We start from the raw sequence: 14,551 nt of genomic DNA, 5'->3' as shown, positions 1-14,551 counted from the left end.
GCCGAGGGCGAGCAGCAGGGCACCGGCCGCGCCCCGGACCCGGGACGCGGCGCCGCGGCCGGGGACGTTCCGGCCGGCGCGGACTGCCCCCAGGGCCAAGCGCAGGCGCAGGCGCAGGGACAGCTGCCGGACCCGGGCCACGACAACGCCCGCCCACGCGACGGCGCGACCCACGGTGACGCCGGGGCGGTCGCCGGTGCCGGTGGCGCCGGCCGGCACGGAGGCGGCGGGACCGGAACACCGGTCGCAGGCACCGGGGAGGCGACCGCCGCGCGCCGCGAGGGGGACCGGCTGCGCTTCGTCGGCGCCGCCACCCGGCGGATCGCCCGCGGCATCGACCTCGACGAGATCGTGCTGGGCCTGTGCCGGGCCACCGTGCCGACCTTCTCGGACGCCATCCTCGTGTACCTGCGCGACCCGCTCCCGGTCGGCGACGAGCGGCCCGTCGGCCCGGTCGTCTTAAGGCTCCGGCGCACCGACCGGCTCCGGCCTATCGACGACCTGACGGACTTGAGCAGCACGATCGGCGCGGGGATGGACCTCGCCGGGGCCGCGGGGGCCACCGGCGAGCTCGACTTCAGCCAGTTGCCGCTGGTCGGCCCGCAGGGTGACCTGCCCGCGGCCGAGCTGTGCGAGATCCGGCCCGGCGGCGCGCTCGCCGAGGTGCTGCGCGGCGTACGGCCCGTCTTCGCGTCGTCCGCCGCCGCCCGGGTCGCGCTGCCCGAGCTGCTCGGCGTGGACCACCCGCTGCCGCGCGGCAACCGGGCCGTCCTCGCGCCGCTGCGCGGCCGCCGCCGGGTGATCGGCGCCGCCGTCTTCCTGCGCAGCCCCGAGCGGCCCGCCTTCGAGCCGAACGACCTGTTGGTCGCCGCCCAACTGGCCACCCACACCGCGCTCGGCATCGACAAGGCGGTCCTGTACGGCCGTGAGGCGTACATCGCCGACGAGCTGCAGCGCACCATGCTGCCCGACAGTCTCCCGCAGCCCACCGGGGTGCGGCTCGCCTCCCGCTACCTGCCCGCCGCCGAGACGGCACGGGTCGGCGGCGACTGGTACGACGCCATACCGCTGCCCGGCAGCCGCGTCGCGCTCGTCGTCGGCGACGTCATGGGCCACTCCATGACCTCCGCCGCGATCATGGGCCAGCTCCGCACCACCGCGCAGACCCTCGCGCAGCTGGACCTGCCGCCCGCCGAGGTCCTGCACCACCTGGACGAGCAGGCGCAGCGCCTCGGCTCCGACCGCATGGCCACCTGCCTGTACGCCGTCTACGATCCCGTCGCGCACCGGATCACCATCGCCAACGCGGGCCACCCGCCGCCGGTCCTGCTGCACCTGGGCGGCCGCGCCGAGGTGCTCCGCGTGCCTCCCGGCGCTCCCATCGGCGTCGGCGGCGTGGACTTCGAGGCCGTGGAGCTGGACGCGCCCGCCGGGGGCACCCTGCTGCTCTACACCGACGGGCTGGTGGAGTCGCGCCTGCGGGACGTGTGGACCGGCATCGAGCAGCTCCGCGAGCGCCTGGCGACCACCGCCCAGCTGACCGGCCTGGACCACCCGCCGCCGCTGGAGGCGCTCTGCGACGACGTGCTGGACATGCTCGGCCCCGGTGACCGGGACGACGACATCGCGCTGCTCGCGGCCCGGTTCGACGGGATCGCGCCCAGCGACGTCGCGTACTGGTTCCTGGACCCGGAGGAGACCGCCCCGGGCCGGGCCCGCCGGTTCGCCCGGCGCGCTCTGACCCGGTGGGGCCTGGAGGAGCTGAGCGACTCGCTGGAGCTGCTGGTCAGCGAGGTGGTCACCAATGCCGTGCGGTACGCGGAGCGGCCCGTGACCCTGCGCCTGCTGCGGACGGACGTACTGCGCTGCGAGGTCGGCGACGACTCTCCGCAGCTGCCGCGCCAGCGCCGGGCGCGGGACACCGACGAGGGCGGCCGCGGTCTGTTCCTGGTCAACCGGATGGCCCGCCGCTGGGGCGCGACGCGGCTCAGCAGCGGAAAGGTCGTCTGGTTCGAGCTGTCGCTGCCGGGGCAGCCCGAACGGCGCTGATCGCGCGACATACGAAAGACCGCCGCCCCGCAGCCTTCGAAGGCTGCGGGGCGGCGGTCTTTCGTATGTCGGCACTGCCTAGTGCTCGGGCAGCAGCGGCGGGTCCGGCGGCTTGGGACCGTTGGTCTTGGTCGGCGTGGGCGTCGGGGTCGGCGTCGGGGTCGGCGTCGGCGTCGTCTTGGTCGCCGTGGGCGTCGGGGTCGGCGTCGGGGACGCCGGCGGGCTGCTGCTGGCCGCCGGGGCGCTGGAGGACGGCGACGGCGACGGCGTCGGCGAGGCGCTGCGGGACGGCGTCTGCACGGCGCCCATCTCCGCCTCGGTCAGCTGGAACTTGCCCGCGTTGCCCTTGAGGGCGGCGAGCGTGTACGCCTTCCAGATCGAGGCCGGGAAGCTGGATCCGCCCAGTCGGCCGAGGCCGGCCGTACCGGTCAGGGTGACCTGCTTGGCGGTGACGGGCTCCTCACCGAAGATCGCGACGACGGTGACCAGCTCCGGGGTGAATCCGGAGAACCAGCCGGAGACGTTGTTCTCGGTGGTACCGGTCTTGCCCGCGGCCTCGTAGGCGCTGCTGCGGACCTTGTTGCCGGAGCCGCCCTCGTCGTTGACGACGCCCGTGAGCACCTTGGTGACGGTGTCGGCGGTCTGGCGGCTGATGGCCTGGGAACCGACGGGCTGGGCCGGCGCGACCTCGCGGTCCTTGTGCTCGGCCTTCTTGATGATGGTCGGCGTGACCTTCTTGCCGTGGTTGTCGAAGGTGGCGTAGACGCCCGCCATCTCGACGGTGTTGGCGCTCATGGTGCCGAGCGACATGGCCGGCTTGTCCTCGGGCCAGCCCTCACGGTCCTTCATGCCGAGGGCCAGGGCCGTCTTCTTCACGTTGCGCGGCTCGACGTCCACGATCATCTGCGCGTAGACGGAGTTGACCGAGAAGTTGGTCGCCTCCTGGACCGTCATCATCGGGGTGCCGAAGTTGCGGTCCTCCTGGTTCTGCGGGGCGAACGGGATGTCGCTGCCGACGACCGCGCGCTTGCTGGTGCCGTCGTAGAGCGCGTTCGGCGTGATCGGCTTGCCGTCCTGGGTCTTCGCGCCGTTCTCCAGCGCGGAGGCGAGCACGATCGGCTTGAAGGTCGAGCCCGGCTGGTAGTCCTTGCGCAGGGCGTTGCTGGACCAGTGGTCCTTCAGGCTCGTACCGCCGTACATCGCGACGATCGCGCCGGTCTTCGGGTCCACGGAGGTGGCACCGGCCTGCACGCTCTGGTCCTGGGGCTTGCCCTTGGTGTCCTTGCGGTCGAGCTTGGACTCCAGCTCGTCCTGGACGGCCTTCTCCAGCGCTTCCTGCTTCTTCGGATCGATGTTCAGCGTGAAGGTCCAGCCACCGGCGTCGATCAGCTTCCTCTCGACGCCCTGGGCGTTGAGTTCGGCCTCGGCCGCCTGGACCAGGTACCCCTTCTGGCCGTCCATGCCCGCCGGCGGCTGCGGCGGGAGCGGCTCGGCGAACTTCAGCGTCTGGCGCTTGGCCTCGTCCAGCTTGCCGTTCTCCACCATGTTCACGAACGTGGCGTTGTAGCGGATCATGATCCGCTTCTTGGTGTCGTCGCCGGCGGTCGACCAGTCGTACTGGCTGGGGGCCTGGACGAGGGTGGCGAGGTACGCGCCCTGCTCCAGGCTCAACTGACTGGCGTCGACGCCGTAGTAGGCCTGGGCGGCCGCCTGGATGCCGTACGCGCCGCGCCCGAAGTAACTGGTGTTCAGGTAGCCCGCGAGGATCTCGGGCTTCTTCATGCGCTGGTCGACCTTCAGGGAGATCACCAGCTCCTTGAGCTTGCGGCTCGCGGTCTGGTCCTGGGTCAGGTAGTAGTTCTTGACGTACTGCTGGGTGATCGTGGAGCCGCCGGCCTTGCCGCGCCCGGTCGCCGTGTTCCAAAGACCGCGGGCCAGTCCCTTGAAGTCCACACCCTGGTCGCTGCGGAAGGACTTGTTCTCGATCCCGATGAACGCCTCCTGCACGTCCATCGGAATCTTGTCGATCGGCAGGATCTCGCGGTTGACCTTGCCCTTGCTGGCCATGATCGTGCCGTCTGCGTACTTGTAGACGTTGCTCTGCTGGAGCGCCTGATTGTTGGGGTCCGGCTCTTCGACGTAGAAGTACAGGCCGACCAGTGCGGCCATGCCGAGCAGCATCAGCCCGAAGAACGTACCCAGGATCTTCTTCCAGGTGAAGAAGCGGCGTATACCCGTGCGTTTACCGGTACTTCCGCTTCCTTTGGTGCCCTGCGCGCGTCCGCTCGGCGCACGCCGCGCACCGCGCTGCTGCTGCGCCTTACGCACTTCTGCTCGGCCCATCGCTCCCGCTCCGCTCGATTACCCCCCCGACGTCAGCTCAGAAAGCTAACACCGCAGGCTGTGATAAAAGTTGGCCAACCATGACCAATTAAGGTCATTTCGGACGTGAGAATCAGCACCCACATCAAGGGAACCGACGCCCACCTAAGCCGAAGGGTTGCCGTAGCGCAAAAAAGTGATATCACTTTGCTAGACGGTCCGACCGACCGCGAGCTGAGAAACGGGGCAAACCATGACGAACGAAAACGCCACCCCTGACGGAGTACGGGAGTTCACCGCGCGCAGTGTCGGCGGCGGCCTGGCTCTGCTGCTCGGGCTGCTGGGTCTGCTGGCGGGCGCGGGCCTGATCGTCGCCGGCGCGGTGCTCGCGGCCGTCGCGGCCAAGGTGACCCTGATAGCCCTCGGCGTACTCCTGGGCCTCGCCTCCGTGTTCGCCATGAGCGGGCTGAACACGGTGGCGCCGGGCGAGGCCCGGGTCGTCCAGCTGTTCGGCCGCTACAAGGGCACCATCCGTGCCGACGGGCTGCGCTGGGTGAACCCGCTGACCTCCCGCGAGAAGATCTCCACCCGGGTGCGCAACCACGAGACGGCCGTCCTGAAGGTCAACGACGCCTACGGCAACCCGATCGAACTGGCGGCGGTCGTGGTGTGGCGGGTCGAGGACACGGCCCGGGCCACCTTCGAGGTCGAGGACTTCACGGAGTTCGTCGAGACCCAGACCGAGGCGGCGGTCCGGCACATCGCCATCGAGTACCCCTACGACGCGCACGAGGAAGGCGGCCTGTCGCTGCGCGGCAACGCCGAGGAGATCACCGAGAAGCTGGCGGTCGAACTGCGCGACCGCGTCGACGCGGCCGGTGTGCACATCATCGAGTCCCGCTTCACGCACCTCGCGTACGCTCCGGAGATCGCCTCCGCGATGCTCCAGCGCCAGCAGGCGGGCGCGGTCGTGGCGGCCCGCAAGCAGATCGTGGAGGGCGCGGTGGGCATGGTCGAGCTGGCACTGACCCGGCTGGCGGAGCAGGACATCGTGGACCTGGACCCGGAGCGCAAGGCGGCCATGGTCTCGAACCTGATGGTCGTCCTGTGCGGCGACCGCGCCGCCCAGCCGGTGGTCAACACGGGAACCCTCTACCAGTGACCCCCGGCGGCGAGGAGAAACCGGCGGGCCGGCAGGCGCGCAAGCAGGTGCTGCTGCGGCTCGACCCGCAGGTCTACGACGCGCTGGCCCGCTGGGCGGGCGAGGAACTGCGCAGCGCCAACGCGCAGATCGAGTTCCTGCTCCGCCGGGCCCTCGCCGAGGCGGGCCGCCTCCCGTCGGCCCCCGGCCCCATCCCGCGCCGGGGGCGGCCGCCCAAGCCCACGGAATGACCCCTGTGCCCCGATGGGGCCGGAGACCCCGGCCCCGTCGGGGCACACTCATGCCGCAGTCGCCGCAGGGCACCCGTCCCGCCCTCTATACACTCAGCGTATACACGCAGTGTAGAGTCGCGGCCATGTCCATCGGTCACACGCTCCTGGGCCTCCTAGAGGCCGGCCCGCGCCATGGTTACGACCTCAAGCGGACCTTCGACGAAAAGTTCGGCCACGATCGGCCCCTCGCCTACGGGCAGGTCTACTCGACCATGTCCCGGCTCCTGAAGAACGGCCTCGTCGAGGTCGACGGCGTGGAAAGCGGTGGCGGCCCCGAGCGCAAGCGGTACGCCATCACCGACGCCGGGATCACCGACGTCGAGGCCTGGCTCTCCCAGCCCGAGAAGCCCGAGCCGTACCTCCACTCGACCCTCTACACGAAGGTCGTCCTCGCCCTGCTCACCGGCCGCCGCGCCGACGAACTGCTGGACACCCAGCGCGCCGAGCACCTGCGCCTCATGCGCATCCTCACCCAGCGCAAGCGCAAGGGCGACATAGCCGACCAGCTCGTCTGCGACCACGCCCTCTTCCACCTGGAGGCGGACCTGCGGTGGCTGGAGCTCACCGCGGCCCGCCTCGACCAGCTCGCGCGGGAGGTCCGCCGATGATGCCCCCTGCCGGTTCCCTCCTCGCCGCGACGGACCTGCGCAAGGCGTTCGGTGCCACCAAGGCCCTCGACGGTGCCGAGTTCTCCATCCACCCCGGCGAGGTCGTCGCCGTCATGGGCCCCTCCGGCTCCGGCAAGTCGACGCTGCTGCACTGCCTCGCGGGCATCGTCCCTCCCGACTCCGGCTCCATCACCTACGCCGGCCGCGAGCTCACCTCCCTGAGCGATGCCGAGCGCAGCGCCCTGCGCCGCACCGAGTTCGGCTTCGTCTTCCAGTTCGGCCAGCTCGTACCGGAGTTGACCTGCGTGGAGAACGTCGCCCTCCCCCTGCGCCTGACCGGCGTCAAGCGCAAGGAGGCCGAACGCACCGCACTGCGCTGGATGGAGCAGCTCCAGGTGGAGGACCTCGCGGCCAAGCGGCCCGGCGAGATATCCGGCGGCCAGGGGCAGCGCGTGGCCGTCGCCCGCGCCCTGGTCACCGGCCCCCGGGTGATCTTCGCCGACGAGCCCACCGGAGCCCTCGACTCCCTCAACGGCGAACTCGTCATGCAGCTGCTCACCGAGGCCGCCCGGTCCGCGAACTCCGCCGTCGTGCTCGTCACGCACGAGACGCGCGTGGCCGCCTACTCCGACCGGGAGATCGTCGTACGCGACGGCAAATCCCGCGACATGGAGCGGATCGTATGAGCCGGCTCCAGGTCTGGGCCCGCGATCTCGGCATGGGCACCCGCTTCGCCTTCGGCGGCGGCCGCGAGGGATGGACCCGCACCCTGCTCACCGGTATCGGTGTCGGTCTCGGCGTCGCCCTGCTGCTCATCAGCACCGCGATCCCCGGCGCCCTCGCCCAGCGGTACGAGCGCGGCGACGCACGGTCGACGTTGAACTCCGAGCGAGCCGAGACCCCCGGGCCCGACACCCTGCTGATCGCCCGCATCGGCCAGACGTACCGGCACAAGGACATCGAGGGCAACATGATCCGGGCCGAGGGCCCGGACGCCCCGCTGCCGCCCGGTCTGAAGCGGATCCCCGGCCCGGGCGAGATGGCCCTCTCCCCCGCCCTCGACGAGTTGCTGAAGTCCTCCGAAGGCGCCCTCCTGCGCGAGCGGCTCGACGCGCGGGTCAGTGAGATCGTCGGCGCCCCGGGGCTGGTCGGCCCCGGCGAACTGTTCTTCTACCTGGGCAGCGACACCCTCCTGAAGAACGGCCCCGAGGACTACCGCGTCCAGCGCGTCACCGGCTTCGGCCACGACACGGACCGCGAGGGCCTCGACCCCGTGCTCATGCTGATGGTCGTCCTGACGTTCGTCGCCCTGCTGATGCCCGTCGCCGTGTTCATCGCCACCGCCGTCCGCTTCGGCGGGGAGCGGCGCGACCGGCGGCTCGCCGCCCTGCGGCTGGTCGGCGCCGACGGCCGGATGGTGCGCCGGATCGCGGCCGGCGAGGCGCTGGCCGGCTCGCTGATCGGACTGGTGCTGGGCGCCGGCTTCTTCGCCGTCGGCCGCTCCCTGGTGGGCAGCGTCAGCCTCCAGCAGCGCAGCGTCTTCCCCGCCGACCTGGACCCGGCGCCCTGGCTCGCCGTCCTGGTCGCCCTCGCGGTGCCTGCGGCGGCGGTGGCCGTGACCTTGTTCGCGCTGCGCGGTGTGGTCATCGAGCCGCTGGGCGTCGTCCGTACGGCCAAGCCCTCCCGGCGTCGCATCTGGTGGCGGCTGCTGCTCCCGCTGGTCGGAATCGGCCTGCTCCTGCCCCTGGGCGGCCGCGGCAACGACCACGGCAGGTTCAACCAGTGGCAGGTCGCCGGAGGCGTGGTGCTGCTGCTGGTCGGGGTCACCGTCCTGATCCCCTGGCTGCTGGAACGATTCGTCGCGAAGATATCCGGCGGCCCGGTCTCCTGGCAGCTGGCCGTGCGGCGGCTCCAGGTCAACAGCGGCGCCGCCGCGCGGCTCGTCAACGGCATCGCCGTGGCCGTCGCCGGCGCCATCGCCCTCCAGATGCTCTTCGCGGGTGTCGAGGGCGACTACACCAAGTCGACCGGCCAGGATCCCGGCCGGGCCGCCGTCGCGGTCATGGTCAACCGCGAGTCCGAGACGTCCATGGACGACCTCGCGCAGCGGATCGCCGCCGTGCCGGGCGTCACCCGCGCCGTCCCGCTGACCTCCACGCAGGCCGCCCACCAGGTGCCCGCGGACGAGGAGACGGTCCAGGTGACCATCGGCACCTGCGACGCGCTCGGCGAGGTCGCGACGCTCGGTTCCTGCAAGGACGGGGACGCCTTCGTCGTGACCGGCTCCCCCTCCCGGGACGACGTCTACGGGGCCACGGCGAAGCCCGGCGACGAGCTGTTCGTCGGCAACGTCCGGGGGTACGGGTACGGCTCCGCGTCCGCGTCCGGGACGTCCGACCGGCCCGGTCCGGCGAAGTGGAAGGTCCCGGCGGACGCCCGCACGGTCCCCAGCCGGGAGGACCCCACCGGACAGCTGCGCAGCGGCCTGCTGGTGACCCCGTCGGCGGCGCCGAAGGACATCGGCAGGTTCCCGGACGCGCAGGTCTACGTCCAGGTCGACGAGTCCGGTCCGGACGCCCTGGACCGGGCGCGCAACGCCGTCTTCAAGGCGGACCCGTTCGTCACGACGATGACGCTGCGGGACACCACGGAAGCCGCCGGCTACTCCTCGATCCGCACGGGGCTGTTCTTCGGCGCCACCGCCGTCCTGGTCCTGATCGGTGGAAGCCTGCTCGTCTCCCAGCTGGAGCAGTTGCGCGAACGCAAGCGGCTGCTCTGCGCCCTGGTCGCCTTCGGCACCAAGCGCTCCACGCTGAGCCTGTCGGTGCTGTGGCAGACGGCCGTGCCGATCGTGCTGGGTCTGGTGCTGGCGGCCGGGGCGGGCGTGGGGCTGGGCGCCGTCCTGATGGGCATGGCCGCCCAGCCGCTCCGGATCGACTGGGCGTCGGTGCTCGGGATGACGGCGGCCGGCGCGGGCGTGGTGGTCGTGGTGACCCTGCTCAGCCTGCCGCCGCTGCTGCGGCTGATGCGCCCGGACGGCCTGCGCACGGAGTGACCCCGGGGCCCTCCTGAACCCCGTACGCCCGTTCCCGGTGACACCCCCTAGTCGGTGGGCCAGACCGGGAGCGGGCGTACGGCTTCGCGCAGCGCGGCGGCGATCGCCCTGAACTCCTCCTGGCGGGCGGTCCCGGTCCGCATGGCCAGGGCGATCCGCCGGGAGGGCGCGGGCTCGGCGAAGTACCCGGTGGACAGGTACTCGTTGCGGGCGGTCTCCAGGCGCAGCGCGGTGCGCGGCAACAGCGTCACGCCCAGTCCCCCGGCGACCAGTTGTACGAGGGTGGACAGCCCGGCGGCGGTCGTGGTGACGTCCGCGCCGGTCGTCCGACCCGCTTCCCGGCAGATGTCGAGGGCCTGGTCGCGCAGGCAGTGCCCCTCGTCGAGCAGCAGCAGCTGCAGTCCGCGCAGTTCCTCCAGCGGGATGTCCCGGCGCCCGGCCAGCGGGTGCTCCCGGGGTGCGAGCAGGACGAAGTCCTCGTCGAAGACGGGCAGTTCGCTCACTCCGGGTACCCCGAGCGGCACCGCGAGCAGGAGCAGGTCCAGGCGTCCGCCGCCGAGGCCCTCCAGCAGCGAGGCGGTCTGCTCCTCGTGCACCTGGAGGTCCATGCGCGGGTAGCGCCGGTGGAAGAGCCCGAGCACGGTCGGCAGCAGGTACGGCGCCACCGTGGGGATCACCCCGAGGCGCAGCACCCCGGTGAAGGGCGCCCGCACGGCCTCGGCCTCTTCCAGCAGCCCGCCCATGGCGTCGAGCACCACCTGGGCCCGCGCCGCGATCCGCTCGCCCGCCGGGGAGAGCAGCACCTTGCGGGTGGTGCGCTCCAGCAGCTGCACGCCGAGGGCCTCCTCCAACGCGGAGACGGCTCCGGAGAGCGCGGGCTGGCTCATGCCGATGGCCGCGGCGGCGTCCCGGAAGTGCAGGTGCTCGGCGACGGCCGCGAAGGCGCGCAGTTGTGCGAGCGTCGGTTGCTTCGTTCCCCTACTACTGACAGCCACTGATAGGTACCTCCGATCACCCGGCACAAGAGTAGCTATTTCTGTAATCAATGCAGGTGTGTCAGCATGTGAGATACGTCCAACCCCATCGGAAAACCCCCAAAAGGGTTATTTTCCACTGTATAAGGAGAGCGCGTGCTCACTGTTGGTGACAAGTTCCCCACCTTCGACCTGACCGCCTGTGTCTCGCTCGAGGCCGGAGCTGAGTTCGCGCAGATCGACCACAAGACCCACGAGGGCAAGTGGAAGGTCGTCTTCGCGTGGCCGCTGGACTTCACCTTCGTGTGCCCGACCGAGATCGCCGCCTTCGGCAAGCTGAACGATGAGTTCGCCGACCGCGACGCGCAGATCCTCGGCTTCTCGCTCGACTCCGAGTACGTGCACCACGCCTGGCGCAAGGACCACGCCGACCTGCGTGACCTGCCCTTCCCGATGATGTCCGACATCAAGCGCGAGCTGTCGACCGAGCTGGGCATCCTGGGCGAGGACGGCCTGCCGATGCGCGCCGTCTTCATCGTGGACCCGAACAACGAGATCCAGTTCTCGATGGTGACCGCCGGTTCCGTGGGCCGTAACCCCAAGGAGGTCCTGCGGGTCCTCGACGCCCTGCAGACCGACGAGCTGTGCCCGTGCAACTGGAACAAGGGTGACAACACCATCGACGCCGGCGCGCTGCTGGCCGGTGAGTGACGGATGTCCCTCGACTCCCTGAAGTCGGCCATACCGGACTTCGCCAAGGACCTGAAGCTGAACCTCGGTTCGGTCATCGGCAACAGCGACCTCCCGCAGCAGCAGCTGTGGGGCACCGTCCTGTCCTGCGCGATCGCCGCCCGTTCGCCGCTCGTCCTGCGTGAGCTGGAGCCCGAGGCGAAGGCGAACCTCTCGCCGGAGGCGTACACCGCCGCCAAGTCCGCCGCCGCGGTCATGGCGATGAACAACGTCTTCTACCGCACCCGGCACCTGCTCTCCGACCCGGAGTACGGCACGCTGCGCGCGGGCCTGCGGATGAACGTCATCGGCAACCCGGGCGTGGAGAAGGTCGACTTCGAGCTGTGGTCGCTCGCGGTCTCCGCGATCAACGGCTGCGGCCAGTGCCTGGACTCGCACGAGCAGGTCCTGCGCAAGGCGGGCGTCGACCGCGAGACGATCCAGGAGGCCTTCAAGATCGCCTCCGTGATCCAGGCCGTCGCCGTCACCCTCGACGCCGAGGCCGCCCTCGCCGCCGAGTAACGGCACCCCGTACGACGACACAGGGCCCCGCGACCGGAAACGGTCGCGGGGCCCTGTGCTGTCAGCTCGTGCGCAGCGCGGTCATCAGCGCCCGCGCGTCCTCGACCGCCGCGGCCACCACAGCCTCCCGGTCGGGGTCCGGCAGGGGTTCCGCCCGGGGGTCGGCCCCGTCCTGGCCCGTCACGGGGAAGACCACCACCGAGACGGAGAACACCGCGCCGCCGTCACGGACGCGCAGGGTGAGGCCGCCACCGCCACCGGCGCGGGAGACGAGGGCCTCCTCCCCGAGACCGGGCACGGATTCCCACCCGTCGCCGTCGGCCGCGTGGAACAGGCCGGCGGGAGGGTCGGCCGTGAACTCCGGCGCCGGATCGGTCTTCTTGTGCAACTCGACCGTGGCCATGACGTACACGCCCCCGGTCACGGCCGGCCTGTCGCCGTTGCGGGAGCACGACGCCCAGTCCAGCGCCGGATGCCGGATGCCGGCTTCCGGTGAAGCATCCGCGAGCCCGCCGAGCAGCCCTTCCAGGGCCGGGGCCCTGAACTGGCCGCACAGGTCGTCCGTGACCCGGTAGCGGATCTCGGGCTCGACCGCCCGCTCCCCGAAGGCGTACAACCCGCCCGCCCAGAGCGCGGAGGTGGCCACCACCGTGGCCGCGACCCACCGCCACGGCCACGCCCGTACCCGTACCCGTACGGGCGCGGGCTCCACGACGCCCTCCACGACCTCGGCCGGGGCCGCCGGCCCCCACTCCCCGTCGAGCTCGGGCTCCCCGATCATGCGCGCCCCCTACTTCTTGAGTGCCGCCATCAGCTCACGCGTGTCCTCGATCATCGCCGCCTGCACCGCGTCGACGTCGGTGGCGGGTCGGCCGTTCGTCTCCGCGAAGGTGCCGGCGCCCGCTTCGACGGTGAACACCACTCCGCCGTCGAGCACCTTGAGGATCAGCCAGCTCTCTCCGGTCACCACGTTCATCACGGCACGCTCCCCGAGGTCCGGCACCGCCGCCGTGCGCACGCCGCCCGCGTAGGCGAGGACGCGGAGGTCCGGTGCGTCGAACTCGGCCGAGGGATCGGTCTTCTTGTGCAGGCCGACCTGGGCGACCACGGCGAAGTCCGGGGCCACCCCGTCCTTGCCGGCGTTCGCCAGGCCACAGCGGGCCACGTACACGGCCGGATGGTCGCTCTCGTGGTTCACCGGCTTCTTCGTGTGCATGTCCCCGGTGATCCCGCTCAGCGCCCGCGCCTTGAAGTCCTGGCACAGGTTCTTCGACGCCCGGTAGGAGATCTCCGGCTCGGCCGTCCGGTCCCCGGACGCGTACAGTCCGCCCGCCCACACCGCCGACGCGACCAGGGCACCGCCCAGCGCCCACAGCCACGACCGCGGGCCCGGAGCGCCCGTCGCCCGCTCGCGCGGAGCGAGTCGGTCCGCCGAACGGGCCGGCTCCAAAGCCTCGGTCTGCCACTCGCCGAGCTCCGGATCGGTGATCATGCCTGTCCCCCAGTGTCACTTTTCCCCAGCGATGCCGTCGGCACGCGAATCAGTTCGATCATCGCAGCCCCGATCGCCGGAATATCTGGTTCCGGGGGGACGGTCAGGGTGTGACGTGCCCCTCGCCCTCGGGGGCCACGCTCAAGGCCGTGGAACCGTGCGGGCCCGGGCCGATCATTCCGGAGCCGAGGTGGTGCTGCTCCCGCGAGTACGCCTTCAGATAGCCCACCACCGTGTTGGTGACGGCCACCAGCGGCACCGCGACGACCGCCCCGCCGATGCCCGCGATCATGCCGCCGGCGGCCACCGAGAGCACCACCGCGAGCGGGTGCACCCGTACGGCCCGGCCGAGGATGAAGGGTTGGAGCACGTGACCCTCGATCTGCTGCACCGCCAGTACCACCAGCAGCACCATCAGGGCGGTGAACACGCCCTGGGTCACGAGCGCCACGACCACCGCGAGGGCTCCCGACACCACGGCGCCGACCAGCGGGATGAAGGCGAACAGGAAGATGAAGACGGCCAGCGGCACCGCCATCGGCACGTCCAGGAAGTAGATGCCGAGGCCGATGAAGATGGCGTCGATGAGGGCGACGATGACCGTGCCGCGCACGTACGCGGTCAGCGTGCGCCAGGCGCGCGGACCGGCACCCGCGACACCGGCGCGGGCGGCGGACGGGACCAGGCCCAGCGCCCAGTTCCAGATGCGCTTGCCGTCGTAGAGCAGGAAGAGCGTGGAGAACATCGCGAGCAGAATGCCCGTCAGGACCTCGACGAGCACCGTCACGCCCTGCAGTCCGGCGGAGGTGATCTGCTCGGTGTTGGTGCCGATGGTCTCGCTGAGGTTCTTCGCGATGTCGTTGATCTGCTTCTCGGTCACGTGGAACGGACTGTCCAGTGCCCAGAGCTTGAGCTCGTTGATGCCGTCGCGGACCCGGTCGGAGAGGTCGTCGAGGTTCTCCATGACCTGCCAGACCACGAACCAGCCGACGAGCCCGATGACCACGAAGCCGAGGATCGCCGTGACGGCCGTGGCCAGACCGCGCGGCAGGCCCAGTCTGCGCAGCCGGACCACGAAGGGTTGGAGCATCGCGGTGACGAGCATGGCGGCGGCGAAGGCGAGGACGACCAGGCGGACTTCACTGATCACCTTCATCAACACCCAGAGCATCCCGGCGAGCAGCAGCAGCCGCCAGCTGGCCTCGGCGGCGACGCGCATCCCCCAGGGGACGACGCTCGCCGGATCGGGGCGCACGGGCACGTCCTGGGTCGAGGGGCGGCCGGCGTGCCCGCCGCAGGGCTGATCGTCAGCCTTCTGGCCGCCGCACCGGTGCACGCGGCCGAACCGGTCCCGACACCGTCCGCC

At 71.3% G+C, this 14,551-nt stretch carries 13 protein-coding genes; 8 read left to right on the top strand and 5 right to left on the bottom strand.

Annotated features, from left to right (window positions below):
- Window positions 1–123: 123 nt before the first annotated feature.
- Window positions 124–2,049: a SpoIIE family protein phosphatase gene (locus AB8A24_RS41385; RefSeq protein WP_369479077.1), complete on the top strand. Its 1,926-nt coding sequence runs from the start codon at window positions 124–126 to the stop codon at window positions 2,047–2,049.
- Window positions 2,050–2,127: 78 nt separating this feature from the next.
- Here the strand turns inward: AB8A24_RS41385 and AB8A24_RS41380 are convergent, their stop codons facing one another.
- Complete coding sequence (locus AB8A24_RS41380; RefSeq protein WP_328961867.1) at window positions 2,128–4,392, bottom strand: transglycosylase domain-containing protein; 2,265 nt, start codon at window positions 4,390–4,392, stop codon at window positions 2,128–2,130.
- A gap of 232 nt (window positions 4,393–4,624) precedes the next feature.
- Here AB8A24_RS41380 and AB8A24_RS41375 point away from each other — a divergent pair, with 232 nt between their 5' ends.
- From AB8A24_RS41375 to AB8A24_RS41355, 5 genes are all read left to right on the top strand, one after another.
- Window positions 4,625–5,533, top strand: coding sequence for an SPFH domain-containing protein (locus tag AB8A24_RS41375; RefSeq protein ID WP_161296657.1), 909 nt, complete (start codon window positions 4,625–4,627; stop codon window positions 5,531–5,533).
- Complete coding sequence (locus AB8A24_RS41370) at window positions 5,530–5,763, top strand: hypothetical protein (protein ID WP_030010967.1); 234 nt, start codon at window positions 5,530–5,532, stop codon at window positions 5,761–5,763. Before AB8A24_RS41375 ends, AB8A24_RS41370 begins: the two co-directional genes overlap by 4 nt.
- 125 nt (window positions 5,764–5,888) lie before the next feature.
- Window positions 5,889–6,413, top strand: a complete 525-nt coding sequence (locus tag AB8A24_RS41365) for a PadR family transcriptional regulator (RefSeq protein ID WP_266380636.1) — start codon at window positions 5,889–5,891, stop codon at window positions 6,411–6,413.
- Window positions 6,410–7,099 carry an ABC transporter ATP-binding protein gene (locus AB8A24_RS41360; RefSeq protein WP_266482754.1) on the top strand — a complete coding sequence of 230 codons (690 nt, stop codon included), beginning with the start codon at window positions 6,410–6,412 and terminating at the stop codon, window positions 7,097–7,099. The genes AB8A24_RS41365 and AB8A24_RS41360 overlap by 4 nt, the downstream gene beginning before the upstream one ends.
- Window positions 7,096–9,468, top strand: a complete 2,373-nt coding sequence (locus AB8A24_RS41355) for an FtsX-like permease family protein (RefSeq protein ID WP_369479075.1) — start codon at window positions 7,096–7,098, stop codon at window positions 9,466–9,468. Before AB8A24_RS41360 ends, AB8A24_RS41355 begins: the two co-directional genes overlap by 4 nt.
- Before the next feature lie 47 nt (window positions 9,469–9,515).
- On the opposite strand, the gene AB8A24_RS41350 is transcribed toward AB8A24_RS41355, so the two are convergent.
- Window positions 9,516–10,463 carry a hydrogen peroxide-inducible genes activator gene (locus tag AB8A24_RS41350; RefSeq protein WP_328961870.1) on the bottom strand — a complete coding sequence of 316 codons (948 nt, stop codon included), beginning with the start codon at window positions 10,461–10,463 and terminating at the stop codon, window positions 9,516–9,518.
- Window positions 10,464–10,598: 135 nt separating this feature from the next.
- Here AB8A24_RS41350 and AB8A24_RS41345 point away from each other — a divergent pair, with 135 nt between their 5' ends.
- Window positions 10,599–11,153: a peroxiredoxin gene (locus AB8A24_RS41345; RefSeq protein WP_033218387.1), complete on the top strand. Its 555-nt coding sequence runs from the start codon at window positions 10,599–10,601 to the stop codon at window positions 11,151–11,153.
- Between the two features lie 3 nt (window positions 11,154–11,156).
- Entirely contained in the window at window positions 11,157–11,693 is a 537-nt protein-coding gene (locus AB8A24_RS41340) for an alkyl hydroperoxide reductase (RefSeq protein WP_030712103.1), read from the top strand.
- 61 nt (window positions 11,694–11,754) lie between these two features.
- Here AB8A24_RS41340 and AB8A24_RS41335 read toward each other — a convergent pair whose 3' ends face one another.
- From AB8A24_RS41335 to AB8A24_RS41325, 3 genes are all read right to left on the bottom strand, one after another.
- The gene (locus AB8A24_RS41335) at window positions 11,755–12,474 is read right to left on the bottom strand and encodes a hypothetical protein (protein ID WP_328961871.1); all 720 of its coding nucleotides are present in this window, start codon (window positions 12,472–12,474) and stop codon (window positions 11,755–11,757) included.
- 9 nt (window positions 12,475–12,483) lie between these two features.
- Window positions 12,484–13,185 carry a hypothetical protein gene (locus AB8A24_RS41330; protein ID WP_328961872.1) on the bottom strand — a complete coding sequence of 234 codons (702 nt, stop codon included), beginning with the start codon at window positions 13,183–13,185 and terminating at the stop codon, window positions 12,484–12,486.
- A gap of 103 nt (window positions 13,186–13,288) precedes the next feature.
- Complete coding sequence (locus tag AB8A24_RS41325) at window positions 13,289–14,521, bottom strand: AI-2E family transporter (RefSeq protein ID WP_369479076.1); 1,233 nt, start codon at window positions 14,519–14,521, stop codon at window positions 13,289–13,291.
- Between the last annotated feature and the right edge of the window lie 30 nt (window positions 14,522–14,551).

This window comes from Streptomyces sp. BF23-19 (assembly GCF_041106355.1).
GTDB lineage: Bacteria > Actinomycetota > Actinomycetes > Streptomycetales > Streptomycetaceae > Streptomyces > Streptomyces virginiae_A.
The sequence above is the reverse complement of the archived record's forward strand: the minus strand, read 5'-3'. Positions and strand labels throughout refer to the sequence as shown.

What these genes read in the sequence shown, in the direction of transcription:
- AB8A24_RS41375 (WP_161296657.1), top strand. Translation starts at nt 4,625, where the DNA reads ATGACGAACGAAAACGCCACCCCTGACGGAGTACGGGAGTTCACCGCG.
- AB8A24_RS41340 (WP_030712103.1), top strand. Translation starts at nt 11,157, where the DNA reads ATGTCCCTCGACTCCCTGAAGTCGGCCATACCGGACTTCGCCAAGGAC.
- AB8A24_RS41355 (WP_369479075.1), top strand. Translation starts at nt 7,096, where the DNA reads ATGAGCCGGCTCCAGGTCTGGGCCCGCGATCTCGGCATGGGCACCCGC.
- AB8A24_RS41360 (WP_266482754.1), top strand. Translation starts at nt 6,410, where the DNA reads ATGATGCCCCCTGCCGGTTCCCTCCTCGCCGCGACGGACCTGCGCAAG.
- AB8A24_RS41365 (WP_266380636.1), top strand. Translation starts at nt 5,889, where the DNA reads ATGTCCATCGGTCACACGCTCCTGGGCCTCCTAGAGGCCGGCCCGCGC.
- AB8A24_RS41330 (WP_328961872.1), bottom strand. Translation starts at nt 13,185, where the DNA reads ATGATCACCGATCCGGAGCTCGGCGAGTGGCAGACCGAGGCTTTGGAG.
- AB8A24_RS41335 (WP_328961871.1), bottom strand. Translation starts at nt 12,474, where the DNA reads ATGATCGGGGAGCCCGAGCTCGACGGGGAGTGGGGGCCGGCGGCCCCG.
- AB8A24_RS41380 (WP_328961867.1), bottom strand. Translation starts at nt 4,392, where the DNA reads ATGGGCCGAGCAGAAGTGCGTAAGGCGCAGCAGCAGCGCGGTGCGCGG.